Genomic DNA, 20,013 nt, shown 5'->3' with positions numbered 1-20,013 from the left:
GTCACGCTGGCCAGCGGCGTGACGATTGACACCAACCGCACAACCAACAAGGGCGATATCACCATCACCGGCACCAGCACGGGCGCCGGCACGGCCCTGAACCTGACGGGCAAAGCCATCTCTACCGGCGCCATCACCACCACGGGGGCCGGCAACGGCAACGGCGGGGCCGTGACACTCAGCGGCAGCGGAGCCGTCAATGTGTCGGGAACCATCACCACGACAGGCGGCACCGCCACGGCCGGCAACGCCGGACGCGATGCCGGCGCCATCAGCGTCAGCGGCGCCGGTGTGACGCTGGCGGCGATCAGCGCCAGCGGCAGTGCTGGCGTGACCACCGGGGACCGGGCCGGCGGCGCCGGTGCTGTGGTCAACCTCACGTCCACCAACGGCATCACCCAGATCGGCATATTGACCGCCAGCGGAGGCAACGGCGTCAACAATGGCGCTGGCGGCAACGCCGGCACGATCAGCGTGAGCAACAGCACCAGCGGCAACATCAGCGTGGGCGCACTGACAGCCAGCACCGGCAACGCGGTGGGCACGGGAGCGGCAGGAGCGGCAGGCTCCATCAGCGTGAGCAATAGCTTTGCCACAGGAAACGTCACGACAGCGGCGCTGACCACGACCGGCGGCATCAAAGGCGCAGGCGGCAGCATCAGCGTCAGCGCCACCGGTGCGGGCGTGCTCAGCACAGGCGGGGCGGCGATCACCTCGACGGGTGGGGCAGGCAGCACCAGCGCGGGATCGAACGCAGGCAACATCACGCTGAGCGGCGGCACGGTTACCCTGGGAGCCAGTGTTCTGACTGCCACAGGCGGGGCCGGCAACGGCGCCAGCTTCGCGGGCGGCAGCGGCAGCACCATCAGCGTGACCAGCACCTCAGGCGGCATGAGCAGCAGTGGCTTGGGCGCGATGACGGCCAGCGGCGGCGCAGGCGGCAGCGGCAACGCCGCAGGCGGCGCGGCAGGCGCCATCAGCGTGACCAATAGCGCAGGCAGCACGGGGACGATCAACCTCATAGGCAGCGGCGGGCTCAACGCCCGTACGGGCGCATCAGCAGGCACTGCAGCGGCGTTGGCCGCTGGCAGCATCAGCGTGAACAACAACGCCACAGGCCTGGCCACGACGTTGGGCACCTTGACCACAACGGGCGGCGCCAGCGGCCATGGCGGCAGCATCAGCGTGACCACGGCGGGCGCGCAGACCGTAGGGGTCATCGACAGCTCAGGCGGCACGGCCAATGCGGGCACGACCGGGCGCAATGCAGGCGCGGTGACCTTGCAGGCGACGGGCGGCTTGTTGACCGGCACCACGATCACCGCCAGTGGCAGCAACGGCGTGACCACTGGAGACCAGGCCGGCGGTAACGGCGCAGCGATCTCGGTCACCGGCAACAGCGGCATCACAGTGACCGCCCTGGCGGCCAACGGCGGCGCCGGTGTCAACAACGGCACGGGCGGCAATGCCGGCACGATCAGCCTGAGCAACAGCGCAGCCGGCAACATACAGAGCACCACACTGACAGCCAGCACAGGCGCGGCCTCAGGCACGGGCGCAGGCGGCACGGCCGGCACGATCAACGTGAGCAACACGGCAGGCACAGGAAATGTCACGACAACAGCGCTGTCCGCAGCAGGCGGTGCAGGCGGCAACGGCGGCTCGATCAGCGTGAGTTCGCAGGCCGGCGTCAGCGCGACCACCATCAGCAGCAGCGGAACCGTATTGGCGACAGGCACACGAGCGGGCAGCAACGCGGGCAACATCACGATCACGGGCGTGAACCGAAGCATCACCGGCGCCATCACCGCCAGCGGTAGTGCCGCCAACGGCACCGACCAGGCCGGCGGCAACGCAGGCGTGGTGTCCATCACCGGCAGCGGCACACTGGGCACGAGCACCATCACGGCATCGACGGGTGGGGCGACCGGCACAGGCACGGGCGGCGCCGCAGGCTCCCTCACACTCACTGGCAGCAACACCACCCTGGGCGCCTTGAGCACGGCAGGCGCGGCCAACGGCAACGGCGGCGCGGTCAGTGTGACCACCACCGGCACCCTGGGCACCAGCACCATCACCACGACAGGCGGCACGGCCCAGGCCGGCACCACCGGGCGCAACGCGGGCACCGTCACCCTGCAGGCCGGCGCTGCCCTCACCGCAGCGGCCATCAGCGCCGGCGGAAGCGCTGGCAGCGGCGCCAGCCAGGCGGGCGGCAACGGTGCGGCGGTGTCGGTGGCCTCGACGGGTGGCAGCGTCACGGTGGCGGCCATCACCACGAGCGGCGGCAACGCGGGCGCCTCGGGTGTGGCGGCGGGCGGCAACGCCGGCGCGATCACGCTGGATGCAGCCGGGGCCGGGCTGGGCATCACGCTGGCAAGCAGCCTCAGTGCCGTGGGCGGTACCGCAACCGGCGGCGCTGCGGCGGGCACCGGTGGGACGGTTGTTGTGGACGCCGGTACAGGCACTTATACACAGAACAACAACATTGACGTTGTTGCAGGTACCGGACCCATCACAGTCATTGCGGACACGGTTGCGATCGGCACGAACACCGGCAACAACGCACTTGCCACCAGTGGCGCGTTGACCATCAAGGCCAAAACCGCAAATCACGCGATGTCGCTGGCAGGTGCTTCCGCCTTTGATATTTCAGGCGCGGAAATAACGGCGATTGCGACCGGCGCCACAGGCTCCATCGTCATCGGCGATACAGCCAGCACCGGCGTCATGACGATAGGTGCTGCGGTTAATCTGGCGGGCAAGACGCTGACGCTCAATGCGGGCTCAATCACCGACACCGGCACACAACTCATTACCGCCACCAATGTCACCCTCCATGCCAACGGCAACATTGGCAGCAGTGGCGACCGCATTAACGTGGCGGCGACCAATCTGGGCGTCAACACCACGGCGGGTGGCAGTGCCTTCGTCGCTACTGGCGCGATCAACATGGGTGTGGGCAGTGCAGCATCCAACGTCGCAGGCACGCTCGACCTCCTGGCCGGCGGCGCTGTCACTCAGACGGCCTCTACCGGCAACATCACGGCGAGCACGCTGAAGGTGCAGAACTCGGCGGCCAACTCACCCATCACACTGACCAACAGCGGCAACAACGCCGGAACGATTGATCTTCAGGCAATCTCGGCCGGTGCGATTCAATACACCGACGTCAATGGTTTCGACGTGGCGGCAGTGCTGACCACCGGCAATGCCACGCTCTCGGCCGGCGGTGCGGTGACCCAATCGGGCGCGATCAGCGCATCAGGGCTGGCGCTGACGGGCGCCGGCGGCGACCACACCCTGCGCCATGCGGGCAATGCGGTGACCACGCTGGCGGCCAACACCGGCAGCATCGATTACAGCCAGGCCGGCGCACTGACCGTGGGTACCGTGGCCGGCGTGGCGGGTGTCACCACTGCCGTTGCCGCCAAAATTGAAACCACCGGCGCCGCGTCGGATCTCACGCTGGCCAATGCGGTGACTTCAAACGGCACGGGCGACGCCATTGTGCTCAAGGCGGGCAGTAGCAACGCGGCTGGAACCAGCACGGGTGGCAAGCTGGTCAACAGCGTGGGCGCCAGCGGCATCGTGGCTTCCGCCGGACGTTATCTGGTGTACAGCGGCGACCCGGCCGCCACGACGGAAGGCGTGACGGGCTACAACAAGCGCTACAACACGTCCTCCAGTTTCACACCGGGCGGCAGCGCCAACATGTTCCTGTACCGGATTGCGCCCACCCTGACGATCAACACTGACAACGCCACCCGTGTCTATGGTGATGCCAATCCCGCGTTCACCGGCAGCCCCACGACCGGCTTGATTGACGGCGACACGGATGCTAGCGTTGGTGTTTACCGCAGCACGTCGGCGGTGTTCAACACGCCGGTGGCCGCCGGTCCGGTAACCATCACGCCAGGCGCCACCAACAATGAAAACTACACGCTGGTGCTGAACAACGGGCTGCTGACCATCACGCGAAGAAGCATGCCCCGCGTGACCGGCATCACGGCTTACAACAAGGTCGTGGACGGCAATACCAGCGCCACCCTCAACACCGGCGGCGCCGGCTTCCCCAACCTGGTGGCGGGGGATGTGCTTTATGCGGCCACAGCCACGGGCAACTTTGACAACCCCTCAGTGGGCACGAATAAAGCCGTTTACATCACCGGCATCTCCCTGGGCGGCGCCGCGGCAGACAACTACACGTTGATGGACCCCACGGCCACCACCACCGCCAGCATCACCGACCTGTCCAGCTTCGCCGGTTCCTTTTTCCAGGTGCCCGCGCTGCCGCCCGTTCCACCGCAACGGTTCGCCGCTTCCGGGTTGACGGTGGCGGACGCAAATGCCCTGCTTGAAAGCGATCCGACTGCCTCGGGTGGCGGCCCTGGAACGACGGTCAAGGTCGTCCGTGAGCCCACCGACCAGGAGGCCGGCCTCGTCACGGTCACGGTGGCGAGCGAGCTGGTCACCGCAGGCAGGGGTTTTCGTTTCTCGCTGCCGTCCGCCCTGTTGACAGGGTCGACAGGTGGTGCTGTGCAGGTCGGCGCCTCGACCCTCGGCGGCCGGCCGCTGCCGGCGTGGTTGCGGTACGACGCTCAAACCCAGGCCTTTGTCGCCGCAGGTGTGCCGTCCGGGGCGCTGCCGCTGCAGATTCGGGTGAGTCTGGGCGCACGCGCGGTGGTACTGACCATATCCCAGGCGCAGGGTGATGGCTCGTCGCCGCGCCGGGTCATCACCGAGCGCCTGCCCATGGAGCCGGCGTACCAGCCAGGTTGACTCGGCTGTCTACAGCGTGAACGGCAGGGTCGTTGTTTTCACCCGCAAGGGCACGCGCACAGGATGGTAGGGCATGGCGGCCTGGCCCAGAATGTCGGCCGCCAGCGTTTGCGCCTGCCGGCTGATGGGCTCGATGAAACGGCTGACCTGGCCGTTGACGGAAATGCAATCGCCCAGGGCGTGAATGCCTTTCACGCTGGTGGCCAGCGAGTCCGGCTGGACAGCTATGCCCTGGTTCCAGGCCAGGCCCGCGCTGCGCGCCAGCCGGCTCGGTGTCTGCAGTCCGGCGGCCACGATGATGTGGTCGACCGTGAACGTCTGCCCACATGCCGTGCCGAGCTGTTTGTCCCCCTGTCCCGACGCTGCCAGCGACTTCACCCCGCTGACCTGCACCCCGCCGACAAACTGCAATGGCAGCTCGCGCCAGGCGGCCAGCAGTTGCTGCGATTGCACTTCCGACAGGCAGCTTGCGAGCGGCCGCGTCTGCACATCGAGCAGGGTGACCTGGTGGCCCGCCAGCGCCAGGTCGTTGGCGAGTTCGGAGCCAATCAGGCCGGCGCCCACGATGGCGATGCGTTTCGGGGAGGTGCCCAACAGCGCACGGAACCTGGCGTAGGCCTGCAGATGGTTGATGCGCCAGCACAGGGCGGCAGGCAGTTGCGGCAAGGAACGCGCCTGCGCGCCATGCGCCAGCACCAGGTGCCGGTAGCGCAGCGTGCCGCGGGTGGTGCGCAGCTGGCGGCTGCCCGGCGTGATGCTGACGGCCTGCGTGTGGGCCAGCAGCCGCACACCGAGGCGCTCCGCCGCCTGGTCGCCACTTTCACGCGCCAGCTTGTCGACGGCCATGCCGCGTGCGATGGCCACCGACAACATGGGTTTGTCGTAGATGTCGCCGTTGCAAGCGGTCACCAGGGTGATGGGCATGTCGGCGTCGCGTTCACGCAGCGCTTGCGCCATCTCCCAGCCGGCGCGCCCCGCCCCGACGATGACCGTGCCCGCGTTGTGCCGCGCGGCGGCGCCTTGGGGCAGACGGGAGGCCGGGCTGGCGGCCCGTCGCTGCGGCAGCTCGGCCACCACATGCGGTTCGAAGTCGGCCTTGCCCACACCGCACAGCGGGCAGGCCCAGCCGTCCGGAATGTCGGCAAAACGCGTGCCCGGCGCCAACCCGCTGTCGACATCACCGGTGGCTTCGTCATAAATCAGTCCGCAGGCTTTGCAGATATACAGCGCCCAGGGCAGACCGGACGCATCGGTGGTGACGGCTGGCGCAGGCCGTGCTTGTGGCGGCAGGATCATGCCGGCTGCTCCTCGGCGCTCAGCCGCGCGATTTCCTTGCGCAGGTGCTTGATCGCAGGCGTGACGATGGCGACAAAATGCGATTCACGCACGCGCCGCTGTACTTCGGACGACATCAGGTAGCCGCGTGCCCCCTGGTGCATCAGCGCCGACTGGGCGGCGCGCAGGCACAGCTCGGCGCCGTGGGCGCGTGCATCGAGCACGTCGATGAAAAATTCGGCTGACGGATCAAACGGTGTTTCGGCGAGTTTCATCACGCGCCGGGTCAGCGCGTCCAGTTCGGCCTGCAGGGTGTCGGGCCGGTCTTCCAGGAACTGGTTGACATGACCGAGTTGCGGCTCCACGGTCCACATCGAGTCGATCGCCCCCTGGGTGATGCCCACTGCCATGCCACACTGCAACATCACAAAAGCGGCGCGGATGCGCGCAATGTAGGGCTTGGCCGGATCGGCCATGATTTCTCCCGCACCAATGAAATGGTCCTTCAGGCGCACGCCGTAGGTGCCTGTGCCTTCCATGGCCGAAAAGCTCGGGCATTCGCGCAGTTCCACGCCGGGGGCGTTGCAGCGCAGCAGGAACATCACTTCCCGCGACGCGCAGGAGCCGTTTCCTGTTGCTGCGGCAGGCGCATCGCCCGCCGTCACCGCGGCTATCGCGCCGAAGTAATGGCCCGGCCCCAAGTTGCTGACCCAGGGCAAGGTGCCGTTGACGAGGTAGCCGCCATCGACAGGTGTGGCCTTGAGTAGCAGGCTTTCGATCTGCGCGTAACTTTTCATCGGGTTGGACAGCGCCGTGCCACCCAGGCCGGCACCGCTGGCGTGCCGCGACAACATCTCACCCATCAGGGCCGGGTTGCCCGACTGCTGCATGTACAGGCCGCACACGGCCTGGCACCACATCATGAAGCCGGTGGCGCCGCAGACGCGCGAGACTTCAGCCATGGCCTGGATCGCCAGCGCGTAGCTGCCTGCGCCGGCGGGCGCGTCCAGGTGCGCACTCATCGCGCCGAGTTTGGCCAGTTCCTGCAGCACGGCCCGAGGGTAATGGCCTTGCCGGTCAATCGCTTCCACCTGTTGCTGCAGCGGCCCCTGCGCGACCGCGCGCACGGCGGCCAGCAGAGCATCGGTCGCCGGCGGCGGCGCGCAGGTCAGTTCACGGGGCAGGTCAGCGGGATTCATGAGGAAGTCCTTGCGGTGGTGGGACGGTCGTGCGGGGCAGAGCCGGGGTCAGTCGGCCAGGGCGATCTCGAACGGAATCGGGTTGCGCATGCTGTTGGCCACCGGCGAATAGAAGTTCGCATGCTGGACAATTTCGTCGAGCACGTCGCGCGGTGCATCGCCCTCGATCACGATCTTCACGCGGATCGCCTGGAAGCCCATGTCGGGTGCTTCCTTGGTGGCACCGCCCGCACCCCACGCCGCCGGGTTGCCGATGTCGCCTTCCATGAAGACCTCCAGCCTGGACAGCTTGACCTTCTTCCAGGTCGCCACGGCGGTGATGCCGACGGCCAGGCAGCCGCCCAGGCCCGACAGCACGATTTCACCGGGTGCCGGCGCGGTGTTTTCGCCGAACAGGTGCAGCGGTTCATCCACCACCACCGGCGTGTGGTCGCCCACGTAACTCAGCGAGCGGTACATGCCCTGCATCACGGTGTGGACCTTGTTGGAGCCGCGCGAGGCCGGGTTGGCACGGCCCTTGGCTGCAAAGGCGGCCAGGCCCTCGCCGTCGATGGGTTTGAGGTAAGCCTTCACGGTAGTCGGTGCGGCGGGGGCGATGGGGGTGTCCACGGACATGGGGAAAGTCTCCTGATCAGGTTGGTAAAAAAGGAATGCGGCAGGGCTTGCTCAGGCGGCCAGGGCCAGTGACGGGGGTTTGGCCTTCATCACCGGCGCGTCGGTTTCAATCGGCAGCGAGTCGTCGCGCGACCACTCGTTCCACGAACCGAAGTACATGCGCACGTCGCTGAAGCCGGCCTGCTTGAGTGCCAGAAAAGTGTTCGACGCGCGCGCACCCTTGAAGCAATACAGGTACACCGTGTCGTCGGTAGCTATGCCGGCGGTGGCACATTCGGCCTGCACTTCCAGCGGTGACTTGAACACCGGGCCCTGGGCCGAGGGTTTCATGAAGCGGTACCACTCGATCCACCTGGCGCCGGGCAGGCGGCCCTTGCGCGGCGCAAAGTCCTTGCCATAGGGCGACGAGCTTTCGCCGGTCCATTCGTCGATGTCGCGCACGTCCAGTAGCGCGACATCGGTGTACAGCGCGGCGGCCACATCCTCCTTGGTCAGCATCACGTCGGCCATGGCCAGGTCGGCCGGGAAGGTGGCGAGCGTGGGCGTTGCCGCTTCGGTGCTGACCGGCAGGCCCTGGGCTTTCCAGGCCGAGAAACCACCGTTGAGCACCTTGACCTTGGGGTAACCCAGCCAGGTCAGCAGGTAGTAGCCGCGGCAGGACTGGCCGTAGCCGCTATTGAGCGCGTCCTCGTAAAACACGGCGGTTTCCTTGCCCGACAGGCCGACCAGCCCGAAGTGTTCGGCAAAGGTGGACTTGAGCGCGGTCAGGCCTTCGGCCGTGGACGTGGCCAGAAAGGTGAAGATTTCGCGCATGTTGACGGCACCGGGCAAATGGCCGGCGGCATAGGTGTCGGCGTCGCGCGTGTCGATGATGACCACGGGCTCGGCCGCCATCATGGCAGACAGTTGTTCGGGAGAAACGAGAACACTGGTCGTCGAAGAAGGGGTCGTCATGGCAATCTCCAGGGGAAGTCACGGCACATGCCGTCCCTCCCCTCATTGCAACCCGCGTGCCATCTTGTCCCGTGCCGGAAGCTAATGATAAAAATGGCCGCTAGCCCTTATTCAGCGGGCGCGAACAGCTATTGATTCAGTAGCAAGCAAGTATTCCGCCGGAAACCCCGGCGCTTGCCCGGCCGACACAGTGTCTACACATTGTCGACATTGTGCAGACCCAGTTTGCGCAGCCGGTAGCTGAACTGCCGCACCGTCAGCCCCAGCGCCTGGGCGGCGCGGGACTGGTTGCCGCCATGCTCGCGCAAGGCCTGCTGCAGCTGCGCCGCTGGGTGCGATTGCGCGGCCAGGTAGTCACGGACCACGGGCGCCGAAACAGCGGCTTGCCGGGGGGCCGCCGGCTGGCCCGGCGTCCGGCTGTGCTGCTCGTGCGGCAAAAACCGCTGCAGCTCTTCAGCGGACACCATGGGGCTGTCGGTCAACAGCACCAGGCGCTCGATCACATTGCCCAGTTCGCGGATGTTGCCGGGCCAGGGATGTTGTTCGAGACGCGCCAGCGCCGCCGCGGACAGGCTCACATTGCGCTGGTTGGCCTGGTTGATGCGGCTCAAGAAATGGACGGCCAGTGCGCGGATGTCCTGCCGGCGTTCACGCAGCGAGGGCAGGCGGATCGGGATCACGTTGAGCCGGTAAAACAGGTCGCGCCGAAAAGTCCCCGTCAGCACGTCCTGCGCCAGGTCGCGGTTGGTCGCGGCCACCACGCGCACCGCCACCCTGATCTCGCGTTTGCCGCCCAGGCGCACGATGGTTCCCTCCTGCAGCGTGCGCAGCAGCTTGGTCTGCATGGCCAGCGGCATCTCGCCGATCTCGTCGAGAAAAATCGTGCCGCGGTCGGCCTGCTCGAACCAGCCGGCACGCGCGGTTTGCGCGCCGGTGAAAGCGCCGCGTTCATAACCGAACAGCTCGGACTCGAACAGCGTGTCCGGAATCGCCGCGCAGTTGACCTTGATGAAGGGCTGGTCGCGGCGCTGGCTCGACAGGTGCACGGCGCGTGCAAACAGCTCCTTGCCGGTGCCCGACTCGCCCAGCAGCAGCACGCTGGCCGTGGCCTCGGACACCCGTTCGAGCTCGCTGAGTGCCTGCAGCAGCGCCGGAGAGGTGCCGATGATGCCGTAACGCGCTGCCGCGGTTTCCAGCGCGCGGCTCAGGAGCCGGTTTTTTGCCTCCAGGGCACGCGTTTTGTCTGCCACCAGCGCCTGCAGCTGCAACAGCTGTCCGGCCAGCGTGGCCAGGATCTTCAGCACCGCCACATCGTCGGCCAGCTGCCGGTCGCGGCTGCGGATGCGGTGGCAGGCCAGCACACCGATGACCTCGCGGTTGACTTCAATCGGCAGCGCGATGAAGGCCACCGTGTCAGGCGGCAGCTGCGCCCGGGCGACGGACCGTGCCAGAAACTGTGGCTCGGCGTCGATGTCCTGCACGATGATGGGCTGCGCCGTGGCCAGCACGCGGCCGGTGATGCCTTCCCCCGGGCCGTAACGGCCACGTGCCATTTCCTGCCGTGTCAGGCCATAGGCATAACGAATGGCCGAAGCTGGCGCGGGCGCATCGGGCGCGCGGGTCGCCGGTTTGCGGTCGGCCAGCCCCTGCAGCGCCAGATCGCCGACAAAGTCGGCCAGCACGATGCGGCCGCGATTCAGCCCCAGCAGCTCGGACATCAGGTGCAGCATCTCGCGCATCACCACTTCCGGCGCCAGGCTTTTGCCAACCAGGCGCATGACCTCGCTCATGAGCAGCAGCTCCTGGGCGCGCCACTGCGGGTCGGCGGCGGGTTTGGCAGGCAAGGTGGAAGGGGCCATGACCCAGACTAGCAATAAATCAGCCATGCGCCGCTGAGTCTGTTGCAACTTTATCCTGTATGGCGCAAAATGCGCCATACAGGAGTTAATCATGGCCACACCCAGCAACTTTGCCTCCGTCAAACTTCCCACGGCCCTGGTCGAACAGGCGCGCGAGGCAGCGCAGCCCATGCGGCGCTCGGCAGCGGGCCAGATCGAATACTGGGCCACTTTGGGCCGGGTGGTCGAGCATTCCGGCCTGACAGTGCAGGAGGCGCAGACGGCGATTGAGGGCTATGAAGCCGCCGCGCGCAAGGCCCAACAAACGCGCGCTGTCGCAGACCTGACCAGCCGCTTGCTGGCGGCAGAAGTAAGCGGCTCGCTGGCACAACGGGTACGGGAAGTGGTGGAAGAAAACCGCAAACGCGCCAGTTAGTTGCATGCCGGTTCTCCACCTGCTGGCAGGTCCCAACGGCGCGGGCAAGTCCACCCTTTACCGCGCCTTGGTGCGCGAGGGCATCCTCAGCGCCGACCTGGCGTTTATTAACGCTGATCTTTATGAGCGCGAGCACCTGCAACACATCATTGATCCTGTGCAGCGTTCTCAAGCCGCCAGAGACTGGGCCGACGCGCAACGCACGATCAAACTTGCCGGTGACGAGTCGTTCGTCAGCGAAACGGTTTTTTCCCATGAGTCCAAGCTCGCCCTGATCGACGAGGCGCTTGCGCAAGGCTACGTGGTGGCTTTGTATGTCGTGGCATTGGACGACCCCCAGCGCTTGCTGGCGCGGGTGCAAGGCCGTGTGCAGGAAGGCGGGCATTTTGTGCCCCCTGACAAAATCCTCGCGCGTTATCCCCGCACCCTGCGTTATCTGTCCCAAGCCGTCAGCCTGGCGACGGTGGCGTATCTCTATGACGGGCGGGATCTGGAGGACGGCGGGCCCTTCATGGTCGCGATGTGCGAGGGCAGCAAGGTGACCCTCTTCGCCGATCAATTGCCGCGCTGGGCCCAGACGGTTCTGGGTCTTGCAGAGGCCGACTGAGGCCCCGCAGCGGGCCTACCCCCGCATCAACGCTTCAATCTCATCGGCCTCCACCGGCACGCCACGCGTGAGCAGTTCACAGCCCTTCGCCGTGATCAGCGCATCGTCCTCGATGCGGATGCCGATGTTCCAGAACTCCTTGGGCACACCCTTGGCGGGCCGCACATAAATGCCGGGCTCGACGGTGGTCACCATGCCGGGGCGCAGGATGCGCGCGGGCTTGCGCATCACGGTCTGGCCGAGCGCGTCCTTTTCCTCGCGTGGCTTGCTGCCCGGCTCGGTGTAGTCGCCGCAGTCATGCACGTCCATGCCCATCCAGTGGCCGGTGCGGTGCATGTAGAACTGGCGATAGGCGCCCGAGGCCAGCACGTCGTCAACCTTGCCGTGCTTGGCTTTGGACAGCAGGCCGGTGTCGAGCATGCCCTGGGCCAGCACACGCGTGGCCGCGTCGTGCGGGTCCGTGAAGCGTTTGCCGGGTTTGGTCACCTTCACCGCGGCGTATTGCGCTTCCAGAACGATTTCGTACAACACGCGCTGGGCCGGCGTGAACTTGCCGCCGGCCGGGAAGGTGCGGGTGATGTCGCTGGCATAGCCGTCGAGCTCGCAGCCCGCGTCGATCAGGCACAGCTCGCCCGGCTTGAGCTCGGCGTTGCCGGCGCGGTAATGCAGCACGCAGGCATTGGCGCCGGCAGCAACGATGCTGGTGTAGGCCGGAAACTGCGAGCCGTGGCGGCGGAACTCGTGCAGCAGTTCGGCTTCGAGGTGGTACTCGCGCAGCCCGCCCGGCACGCCCTGGCGCAGCATGGCCGCCGAGGTCTGCATCGCACGCACATGGGCGCCAGCCGAGATGGCACCGGCACGCCGCAGGATGGCGACCTCGTGCGCGTCCTTGGTCAGGCGCATCTCGTCGAGCAGCTTGCACAGGTCATGCTGGCTTTGCGGGCATTCGGCGCCGAAGCGGATGCGCGCGCGCACCTTGGCGAGCCAACCATCGACCTGGGTTTCCAGGCCCTTGTGCGTGGCAAACGGAAACCACACGGCCTGCTGGTTGGTCAGCAACGCGGGCATCTTGTCTTCGAGGGTGTCCACGCTGAAAGCAGCATTCACACCGAGTGCGGCCGGGGCGGCCTTGGGACCGAGGCGGATGCCGTCCCAGATCTCGCGCTCCATGTCCTTGGGCTGGCAAAACAGCGTACTGTGGCCGTTAGCCTCAATGGCCAGCCAGGCGCCTGGTTCGTCAAAACCGGTCAGGTAATAAAAGTAGCTGTCGTGCCGGTAGGGAAAGCTGCTGTCGCGGTTGCGCGCCACTTCGGGGGCAGTGGGCAGCAGGGCGATGCCGCCGCCGGCGGCCTTGAGGGCGCGTGCCACGGCGGCGCGGCGTTTTTCGTAGATGGTGGTCATGGGTAAAAGCGTTTTCCTAACGGGGACTGTTCAGCTCGGCCAAGCGTTCGGGCGTGCCCACGTCGGTCCATGCGCCTGAATATAGCGCCGCCGTGACCTGACCGTGCTGCATGGCCTGGCGCAGCAGCGGCGCCAGTGCGGCTTTCTGTCCGGCCGGCGTGTCCCTGAACAGGGCCGGGCGGTACAGGCCTGCCGTGCTGTAGGTGAATTTTTCATCAGCCTGCGACAGCGCCAGCCCGCCGGCGCTGATGCCGAAGTCGCCTTTCGGGTTGTGCGGCGGATTCGGCACCAGGTAGATGTGTGCCAGCGCGCTGGAGGCGGAAAAACGCTGCGCGTCGGCCGCCGGAAAATCAAAACCCGGCATGAACACGTCACCGGCGACCAGCCAGAAGGGCGCGTCCCGCAGCAGTGGCAATGCGGTGGCGATGCCGCCCGCGGTTTCCAGCGCACCGCCAAAACGGACACCTTCGTGCGAGTAACGAAGGCGCAGGCCGAAGGCGCTGCCGTCGCCCAGCGCCGCGGGAAACTGCTCCTCCAGCCAGGCGGTGTTGATCACCACATCCGTGACACCCGCGCGCGCCAGGCGCTCCAGGTGCCACACGATCAGCGGCTTGCCCTGCACCTGCAGCAGCGGTTTGGGGTGGTGGTCGGTCAGCGGACGCATGCGTTCGCCGCGGCCGGCGGCCAGAATCAGGGCTTGGGTGCTCATGTGGCCTGAATTATGCCGGCTTATGAAGAAAAAGCGGCCACTGCCCATGCGCATCGGGCGCCATCAGCTCCTAAATCCATAGCATTCGAGGCTGGCGGCACGCCGGCAAACCGCAGGGGGTGGCATCCCGTAAAATCAGGGGTTTTCCCGAGTGCCCGGTTTTGCCGGTGGCCGAGCCGGCACCGGGCGCTGCGACCTTCACACACCCTGGACTTCAAGCAATGGCTGACACCCCCACATCCCTCATGGCCAACTCCATCCGTGCATTGGCCATGGATGCCGTGCAGCAGGCCAACTCCGGCCACCCCGGCGCCCCCATGGGCATGGCCGACATGGCCGTCGCGCTCTGGGGCCGCCATCTGAAGCACAGCCCGCACAACCCGCACTGGTTCGACCGCGACCGTTTTGTGCTGTCCAACGGCCACGGCTCCATGCTGATTTATGCGCTGCTGCACCTGACCGGTTACGACCTGCCGATCAAGGAGCTGAAGAACTTCCGCCAGCTGCACAGCAAGACACCGGGCCATCCCGAGTTCGGCTACACCCCCGGCATTGAAACCACCACCGGCCCGCTGGGCCAGGGCATCAGCAACGCGGTCGGCATGGCGCTGGCCGAGAAGCTGATGGCCGCTGAATTCAACCAGGCCGACCACAGCATCGTCGACCACCACACCTATGTCTTCCTGGGCGACGGCTGCCTGATGGAAGGCATCAGCCACGAGGCCTGCGCCCTGGCCGGCGCCTGGAAACTCAACAAGCTGATCGCGCTGTACGACGACAACGGCATCTCCATCGACGGCCAGGTCACGCCCTGGTTTGTCGACAACACGCCGCTGCGTTTTGCCGCCTACGGCTGGAACGTGATCGGCCCCATCGACGGGCACGACGTGGAGGCCGTCACGCGCGCCCTCACCGACGCCAAAAACAGCGCCGACAAACCCACGCTGATCGTCTGCAAGACCCACATCGGCAAAGGCTCCCCGAACCGCGCCAACACCGCCAAGGCCCACGGCGAGCCGCTGGGCGCGGAGGAAATCAAGCTCACGCGCGAGGCGCTGGGCTGGACGCACGCCCCCTTCGAGTTGCCCAAGGAAGCCTACGAAGCCTGGGACGCCAAGGCCAAAGGCCTGGCGCTGGAAGCCGCCTGGGACGCGAAATTCACCGCCTACAAGGTGGCCCATCCCGAGCTGGCGGCGGAATTCACGCGCCGCATGAAGGGCGAGTTGCCGCGCGCCTTCTCGCAGATCGCGGTGGACACCGTGGTCGGCGCCCACACCAAGGCCGAGACCGTGGCTTCGCGCAAGGCCTCGCAGCTCGCGCTGGAAGCCTTTACCGCCGGCCTGCCGGAAATGCTGGGCGGCTCGGCCGACCTGACCGGCTCCAACCTGACCAACACCAAGAGCACACCGGCCCTGCGTTTCGACCTGGCTGGCGACGTGGTGAAAAGCGACGCAGCCGACGGCGGCAAGGTCATCGGCCGCCACATCAACTACGGCGTGCGCGAATTCGGCATGGCCGCCATCATGAATGGCATCGCGCTGCATGGCGGCTACATCCCTTACGGCGGCACCTTCCTGACCTTCAGCGACTACAGCCGCAACGCCATCCGCATGGCCGCACTGATGAAAATCCGCGTGGTGCACGTGTTCACGCACGACTCCATCGGCCTCGGTGAAGACGGCCCGACGCACCAGTCGATCGAACACGCCGCCAGCCTGCGCCTGATCCCCAACCTCGACGTCTGGCGTCCGGGCGACACCGCCGAAACCGCCGTGGCCTGGGCCGTGGCCCTGCAGAACAAGGCCAGGCCGACCGCCCTGCTGCTGAGCCGCCAGAACCTGCCGTACGCCCCGAAAACCGACCTCGGCGAAATCAGCAAGGGTGCTTACGTGCTGGCCGAGCCGGCCGAAGTCGGCCTGAACAAAAAAGCCCAGGCCGTGATCATCGCCACCGGCTCCGAAGTGCAGCTGGCGCTGAAGGCGCAGGAGCTGCTGGCCACCTACAAAATCGCGGTGCGTGTGGTCTCCATGCCCAGCACCACGACGTTTGACAAACAAAAACCTGCCTACAAATCCGAAGTGCTGCCCGAAGGCATTCCACGCATCGCGGTCGAGATGGGTGTCACCGACGGCTGGTGGAAATACGGCTGCGCCGCGGTGGTCGGCATCGACAGCTACGGCGAGTCGGCCCCGGCCCCGGTCCTGTTCAAGCATTTCGGCTTCACGCCCGAGAACGTGGCCGACACCGTGCGCAAGGTATTGTCGAAAAAGTAAGTACCGCGGCGGCCCGCGGGCCGTCACGGAGACCCCGGTTTTCAGGTTTTCAACTTCCAGGAGCAAAAGCAGATGGCCATCAAACTAGGTATCAACGGCTTCGGCCGCATCGGGCGCAACGTGTTGCGTGCCGCCGTGCAGAACTTCAGCGACATCGAGATCGTCGGCATCAACGACCTGCTCGAGCCGGACTACCTCAAGTACATGCTGCAGTACGACTCGGTGCACGGCCGCTTCAAGGGCGAGGTCTCGGTTGAAGGCAACACCCTGATCGTCAACGGCAAGAAGATCCGCCTGACCCAGGAGCGCGACCCCGCCAACCTGAAGTGGAACGAGATCGGCGCCGACATCGTGCTCGAGGCTACCGGCCTCTTCCTGGACAAGGCCTCGGGTGAAAAACACCTGGCCGCCGGCGCCAAAAAAGTCATCTTCTCGGCGCCGTCGAAAGACGACACGCCGATGTTCGTCTACGGCGTCAACGACAAGACCTACGCCGGCCAGGCCATCATTTCCAACGCCAGCTGCACCACCAACTGCCTGGCCCCCGTGGCCAAGGTGCTCAACGACAAGTGGGGCATCAAGCGCGGCCTGATGACCACCGTGCACGCCGCCACGGCGACGCAGAAAACCGTGGACGGCCCGAGCAACAAGGACTGGCGCGGCGGCCGCGGCATCCTGGAAAACATCATTCCGTCCAGCACCGGTGCCGCCAAGGCCGTCGGTGTGGTCATCCCCGAGCTCAACAAGAAGCTCACCGGCATGTCTTTCCGCGTGCCGACCTCCGACGTGTCGGTGGTGGACCTGACCTGCGAGCTGAACAAGGAAGCCACGCTCAAGGAAATCTGCGCCGAGATGAAGGCGCAAAGCGAAGGCGCGCTCAAGGGCATCCTCGGCTACACCGAAGACAAGGTGGTGGCCACCGACTTCCGCGGTGAAACCTGCACCAGCGTGTTTGACGCCGACGCCAGCATTGCGCTGGACAGTACCTTCGTCAAGATCGTCGCCTGGTACGACAACGAGTGGGGTTACTCGAACAAGTGCCTGGAGATGGTGCGCGTGGTCGCGAAATAATTCGCCACCGCCTGCAAAAAAAACGCGCCTGAGGGCGCGTTTTTTTTCGCCGGACGCGGCTACACGAGCACAAACCCCAGCGCGGTGTTGACTGTGTCCTTGACGACATTCAGCGCAGCATTGATGGCCGCTTCCGCCATCAGTATGCCGAGACCCTCCAGCGTCAGCAGCACCATGCGCGTGGCATTTTTCTGGATATCCAGATGAAGTGCCGCCTGCTCCTCGTTGATCTTGCCGGCAAGCTTCAGCGCTTCAATCATGACCAGTGTCTGCGCCAGCTTCTTGCTTTCGGCCTCACCGTACTCTTTGATGTCGGGCCACTTGTCGCTCAGCACACCCTTGAACGCGGTGAGCATGTCCTTGCCGAGCTGGGATGCATTGAGACTCATGATTTTTTCCTTGCGAGGGGGTTGGGGAGATCCAGAACAAGTACTTACTCACCGCGGCGCTTGGCGAGTTCCAGCTTGAGAATGGCCGTGAAGCTGCTGTTGAATTGCGTGCGCAGCGGCGCTATCTGCTCACCGGACAGGCACGCCATCCGGTGCAGCTTTTCCAGGCTCCCGAGGCTGCCTGCGAGCAGCCCGGCCTGCTGTGTCGTGATCTCGTTTTTGGGAATCGCCGCCGCCCTCACCGTGATCGCGCTGATGTCGACCTTGGCCTCCTCATAAAACTGCTTGTGCTTTTCGTATTTGCAATCCGGCAGGCCCTGAACCGCCTCCAGCGCAACGAGGTGTGCTTCGGTTTTTTTCTGCAGCGCCGTCACGGCCTTGTCGGTCGCTTCGTCGTACTTGCTGATGAGCTGAATCGAGCAGCCCGACAGCGCCATGCCCGCCGCGACGAAGACTGCCGCGATCCGGGCCCGGCAGGTTGATGGATGTCTGATGCTTGTCATGGGGCTCTCCTGGTTGTCAAGTTGCTATGCATGGGTCTGCAGGTGCGGCGGCATGCGGCGTGGATGGCGTGTAACGCGGCACCTGCTTCATCCGCCCGCACGGGGCAGGGTGTCGTCGCGCGCGCCCGGCGCCGGAATATCCTTGCCCAGCAGGTAACCCGCGATGGCGCCGAACAGGCCCACGATGGGCGTCAGCTGGTCGTTGCTGTAGCCCACCACCAGCAGCAGTGCAGAAATGCCGATGATGGAAATGACGCCAAAAATGCGCAGCACGTGCGACGCGGGTGCCTTCGAACGCCAGAGCAGCAGGGTGCCCAGCAACAAGGCGCCGAAGGTGAACAGCAGCACGGCGATCGCGAGGAACTGAACCAGGCTGGGTGACCAGGCCTGGACCAGCTGCGTGTTGGCCGGGTTCGCCGCGGCTGCGTTCACGGCGGCCTGCGCTGCGTCGAGGGCGGCCATCGGGTCAGCGGAGGAAGGGGGCACCTTCGTCATTTGCTGCCCCCGGCCTTCTGGGCGGCTTCCATTTGCTGCACGCGGGCTTCAAGCGCCTCCAGGCGCTTGGACAGCGCCTTGATGGCATTGGTCTGCGCGGTCAGCAAGGCGACGTCGGCCTGCCTGGACTCCGCCGCGTCGGTCCCTGGCCCGGCATGGCCGGGTACCTGCGCGAGATAGTCCTTGGAACTCAGAACCTTCGGTTCCTTGGGAGCCTGCCAATTCCAGCCCTTGGGCTGGGGACCGGCCGGCGGTGCTTCCGTGCCGGCGGGAAGTTTGGGCGGCAACTGGGCGCTGGCCGGGGCAGCTTGCAGCCAGGCGACGCACGCCAGCAGCACAAGACCCATGCGGGTGGTTTTCATGCCTTTCCTCCTCAACAGGAAACCCCCTGTCTTGACCATCTGCGCGCTGGCTTGCCAACGCGGCGCACAACAGGGTGATGAGCGCAACGATAGGCCGGTGGCAGGCAGAAAAAAAGGCAACTATTTCCCGGGATTTTCCGGAATTATTTAGGTCCTTCGGACAACGCTGCAGCGCAGAAAACTCGGATTTTTAGGTATCAAAAGAGGTGCTGGTCCTTGTGCCACAAGCGCGGAGAGCTATTAAAAACATAGCAATCCGGGTGAGGCCGTCCCCCCGTAAGGACGGGTGCCGCCGTGGTGTCAGGGCGCTGGTTTTTCCTCGCGCCCGTCCGGGTGTTTCGCAAACCGCAGCGGGTCGCGCCCGTGCACCGGTGCGTCGTCCGCAAACGGCCAGCCGCCGAACTGGGTGTGCTGGTAGTCCGCCAGGGTCTGGGCGATTTCGGCCTGGGTGTTCATCACGAAAGGGCCGTACTGCACCACCGGCTCGGCAATCGGTTTGCCCTGCAGCAGCAGAAACTCGGCCTCGTCGCTGCCGCTGTTGAGCAGTTCCACTGCGGCGTCGGCGCGCAGCTCGATGGCCGCATGGGCGTTGACGGGTTGGCCGGCAAGGCGGACGGCGCTGCCCTTGAAAAAATACAGCTGGCGCCGCGTGCCCACGCCTGCGGCGGCAGGCAGGGTCCAGCGCGCGCCGGGCGCCATGCGAATCGTCCAGATCGCCACGTCGGCGTCGTCCCGGGCGGCCCACGAGTCGGGAGGTGGCGCCAGCGGCGCACCGGCATCCACGAGTCGCCCCGCAATCACCGCCACCTCGGTGCGGTGGCCTTCCGCGTCGGTGGCGCTCAGACGCGGAATGTCCTGCGACCAGAACATGGTGAAGTGCGGCTTGGCCATCTTGCTCTGCCGGGGCAGGTTCAGCCAGATCTGGAACAGCTCCAGCGGGTTGGCTGCGGTGGTCTCCAGCAGCGGAAACATTTCGGAATGCACAATGCCCTGCCCGGCCGTCAGCCACTGCACATCGCCGCGGCCGAAACGTGCGGTGGCACCCAGCGAGTCCGAATGGTCGATCAGCCCCTTGCGGACGATGGTGACGGTCTCGAAGCCGCG

General features: G+C 66.0%; 17 protein-coding genes. 5 read left to right on the top strand and 12 right to left on the bottom strand.

All coding sequences use genetic code 11. The features are described from left to right. Positions 1-18: 18 nt before the first annotated feature. Entirely contained in the window at positions 19-4,782 is a 4,764-nt protein-coding gene (locus AAG813_RS19315) for a YDG domain-containing protein (RefSeq protein WP_341917678.1), read from the top strand. 9 nt (positions 4,783-4,791) lie between these two features. Here the strand turns inward: AAG813_RS19315 and AAG813_RS19310 are convergent, their stop codons facing one another. From AAG813_RS19310 to AAG813_RS19290, 5 genes are all read right to left on the bottom strand, one after another. Then, positions 4,792-6,078 (bottom strand): FAD-dependent oxidoreductase, encoded by a 1,287-nt coding sequence (locus AAG813_RS19310; protein WP_341917676.1) that lies wholly within the window; start codon positions 6,076-6,078, stop codon positions 4,792-4,794. Then, on the bottom strand, positions 6,075-7,256 hold the full coding sequence (locus AAG813_RS19305) for an acyl-CoA dehydrogenase family protein (RefSeq protein WP_341917674.1): 1,182 nt from the start codon (positions 7,254-7,256) through the stop codon (positions 6,075-6,077). Before AAG813_RS19305 ends, AAG813_RS19310 begins: the two co-directional genes overlap by 4 nt. Before the next feature lie 48 nt (positions 7,257-7,304). Next, complete coding sequence (locus AAG813_RS19300; protein ID WP_341917673.1) at positions 7,305-7,871, bottom strand: OsmC family protein; 567 nt, start codon at positions 7,869-7,871, stop codon at positions 7,305-7,307. A gap of 51 nt (positions 7,872-7,922) precedes the next feature. Further along, complete coding sequence (locus AAG813_RS19295) at positions 7,923-8,825, bottom strand: sulfurtransferase (RefSeq protein ID WP_341917671.1); 903 nt, start codon at positions 8,823-8,825, stop codon at positions 7,923-7,925. 194 nt (positions 8,826-9,019) lie between these two features. Then, positions 9,020-10,684 (bottom strand): sigma 54-interacting transcriptional regulator, encoded by a 1,665-nt coding sequence (locus tag AAG813_RS19290; protein WP_341917669.1) that lies wholly within the window; start codon positions 10,682-10,684, stop codon positions 9,020-9,022. A gap of 91 nt (positions 10,685-10,775) precedes the next feature. Here AAG813_RS19290 and AAG813_RS19285 point away from each other — a divergent pair, with 91 nt between their 5' ends. Together AAG813_RS19285 and AAG813_RS19280 are read left to right on the top strand one after the other, a co-directional pair. Further along, positions 10,776-11,099, top strand: a complete 324-nt coding sequence (locus tag AAG813_RS19285; RefSeq protein ID WP_341917668.1) for a hypothetical protein — start codon at positions 10,776-10,778, stop codon at positions 11,097-11,099. A gap of 4 nt (positions 11,100-11,103) precedes the next feature. Next, on the top strand, positions 11,104-11,706 hold the full coding sequence (locus AAG813_RS19280; protein ID WP_341917666.1) for a zeta toxin family protein: 603 nt from the start codon (positions 11,104-11,106) through the stop codon (positions 11,704-11,706). 15 nt (positions 11,707-11,721) lie between these two features. Here AAG813_RS19280 and AAG813_RS19275 read toward each other — a convergent pair whose 3' ends face one another. Further along, positions 11,722-13,107, bottom strand: coding sequence for an aminopeptidase P N-terminal domain-containing protein (locus tag AAG813_RS19275; RefSeq protein ID WP_341917664.1), 1,386 nt, complete (start codon positions 13,105-13,107; stop codon positions 11,722-11,724). Positions 13,108-13,123: 16 nt separating this feature from the next. Next, positions 13,124-13,816, bottom strand: coding sequence for an N-acetylmuramate alpha-1-phosphate uridylyltransferase MurU (gene murU / locus AAG813_RS19270; protein WP_341917661.1), 693 nt, complete (start codon positions 13,814-13,816; stop codon positions 13,124-13,126). A gap of 221 nt (positions 13,817-14,037) precedes the next feature. Between murU and tkt the strand changes: the two genes are divergently transcribed. Next, the gene (tkt, locus tag AAG813_RS19265) at positions 14,038-16,089 is read left to right on the top strand and encodes a transketolase (RefSeq protein WP_341917660.1); all 2,052 of its coding nucleotides are present in this window, start codon (positions 14,038-14,040) and stop codon (positions 16,087-16,089) included. Positions 16,090-16,161: 72 nt separating this feature from the next. Further along, a complete protein-coding gene (gap, locus tag AAG813_RS19260) occupies positions 16,162-17,160 on the top strand; it encodes a type I glyceraldehyde-3-phosphate dehydrogenase (RefSeq protein ID WP_341917658.1) in 999 nt (332 codons plus the stop codon). Positions 17,161-17,219: 59 nt separating this feature from the next. Here the strand turns inward: gap and AAG813_RS19255 are convergent, their stop codons facing one another. The 5 genes from AAG813_RS19255 to AAG813_RS19235 form a co-directional block, all read right to left on the bottom strand. Beyond that, complete coding sequence (locus tag AAG813_RS19255; protein WP_341917657.1) at positions 17,220-17,549, bottom strand: hypothetical protein; 330 nt, start codon at positions 17,547-17,549, stop codon at positions 17,220-17,222. Positions 17,550-17,593: 44 nt separating this feature from the next. After that, entirely contained in the window at positions 17,594-18,052 is a 459-nt protein-coding gene (locus AAG813_RS19250) for a hypothetical protein (protein WP_341917656.1), read from the bottom strand. Positions 18,053-18,139: 87 nt separating this feature from the next. Further along, complete coding sequence (locus tag AAG813_RS19245) at positions 18,140-18,514, bottom strand: hypothetical protein (protein ID WP_341917654.1); 375 nt, start codon at positions 18,512-18,514, stop codon at positions 18,140-18,142. A gap of 29 nt (positions 18,515-18,543) precedes the next feature. Continuing rightward, the gene (locus AAG813_RS19240) at positions 18,544-18,909 is read right to left on the bottom strand and encodes a hypothetical protein (RefSeq protein WP_341917653.1); all 366 of its coding nucleotides are present in this window, start codon (positions 18,907-18,909) and stop codon (positions 18,544-18,546) included. 300 nt (positions 18,910-19,209) lie between these two features. Beyond that, the coding region (locus tag AAG813_RS19235) for a pirin-like C-terminal cupin domain-containing protein (RefSeq protein ID WP_341917652.1) at positions 19,210-20,013 on the bottom strand (804 nt) is incomplete at its 5' end.

The sequence above is a fragment of the Polaromonas sp. YR568 genome (genome assembly GCF_943371715.1).
Classification (GTDB): Bacteria; Pseudomonadota; Gammaproteobacteria; order Burkholderiales; family Burkholderiaceae_C; genus Polaromonas.
This window is presented reverse-complemented; position numbering and strand designations above follow the sequence as displayed.

Coding starts and splice junctions, on each gene's coding strand:
- AAG813_RS19310 (WP_341917676.1), bottom strand. CDS start 6,078: ATGATCCTGCCGCCACAAGCACGGCCTGCGCCAGCCGTCACCACCGAT.
- AAG813_RS19305 (WP_341917674.1), bottom strand. CDS start 7,256: ATGAATCCCGCTGACCTGCCCCGTGAACTGACCTGCGCGCCGCCGCCG.
- AAG813_RS19300 (WP_341917673.1), bottom strand. CDS start 7,871: ATGTCCGTGGACACCCCCATCGCCCCCGCCGCACCGACTACCGTGAAG.
- AAG813_RS19295 (WP_341917671.1), bottom strand. CDS start 8,825: ATGACGACCCCTTCTTCGACGACCAGTGTTCTCGTTTCTCCCGAACAA.
- AAG813_RS19290 (WP_341917669.1), bottom strand. CDS start 10,684: ATGGCCCCTTCCACCTTGCCTGCCAAACCCGCCGCCGACCCGCAGTGG.
- AAG813_RS19285 (WP_341917668.1), top strand. CDS start 10,776: ATGGCCACACCCAGCAACTTTGCCTCCGTCAAACTTCCCACGGCCCTG.
- AAG813_RS19280 (WP_341917666.1), top strand. CDS start 11,104: ATGCCGGTTCTCCACCTGCTGGCAGGTCCCAACGGCGCGGGCAAGTCC.
- AAG813_RS19275 (WP_341917664.1), bottom strand. CDS start 13,107: ATGACCACCATCTACGAAAAACGCCGCGCCGCCGTGGCACGCGCCCTC.
- murU (WP_341917661.1), bottom strand. CDS start 13,816: ATGAGCACCCAAGCCCTGATTCTGGCCGCCGGCCGCGGCGAACGCATG.
- tkt (WP_341917660.1), top strand. CDS start 14,038: ATGGCTGACACCCCCACATCCCTCATGGCCAACTCCATCCGTGCATTG.
- gap (WP_341917658.1), top strand. CDS start 16,162: ATGGCCATCAAACTAGGTATCAACGGCTTCGGCCGCATCGGGCGCAAC.
- AAG813_RS19255 (WP_341917657.1), bottom strand. CDS start 17,549: ATGAGTCTCAATGCATCCCAGCTCGGCAAGGACATGCTCACCGCGTTC.
- AAG813_RS19250 (WP_341917656.1), bottom strand. CDS start 18,052: ATGACAAGCATCAGACATCCATCAACCTGCCGGGCCCGGATCGCGGCA.
- AAG813_RS19245 (WP_341917654.1), bottom strand. CDS start 18,514: ATGGCCGCCCTCGACGCAGCGCAGGCCGCCGTGAACGCAGCCGCGGCG.
- AAG813_RS19240 (WP_341917653.1), bottom strand. CDS start 18,909: ATGAAAACCACCCGCATGGGTCTTGTGCTGCTGGCGTGCGTCGCCTGG.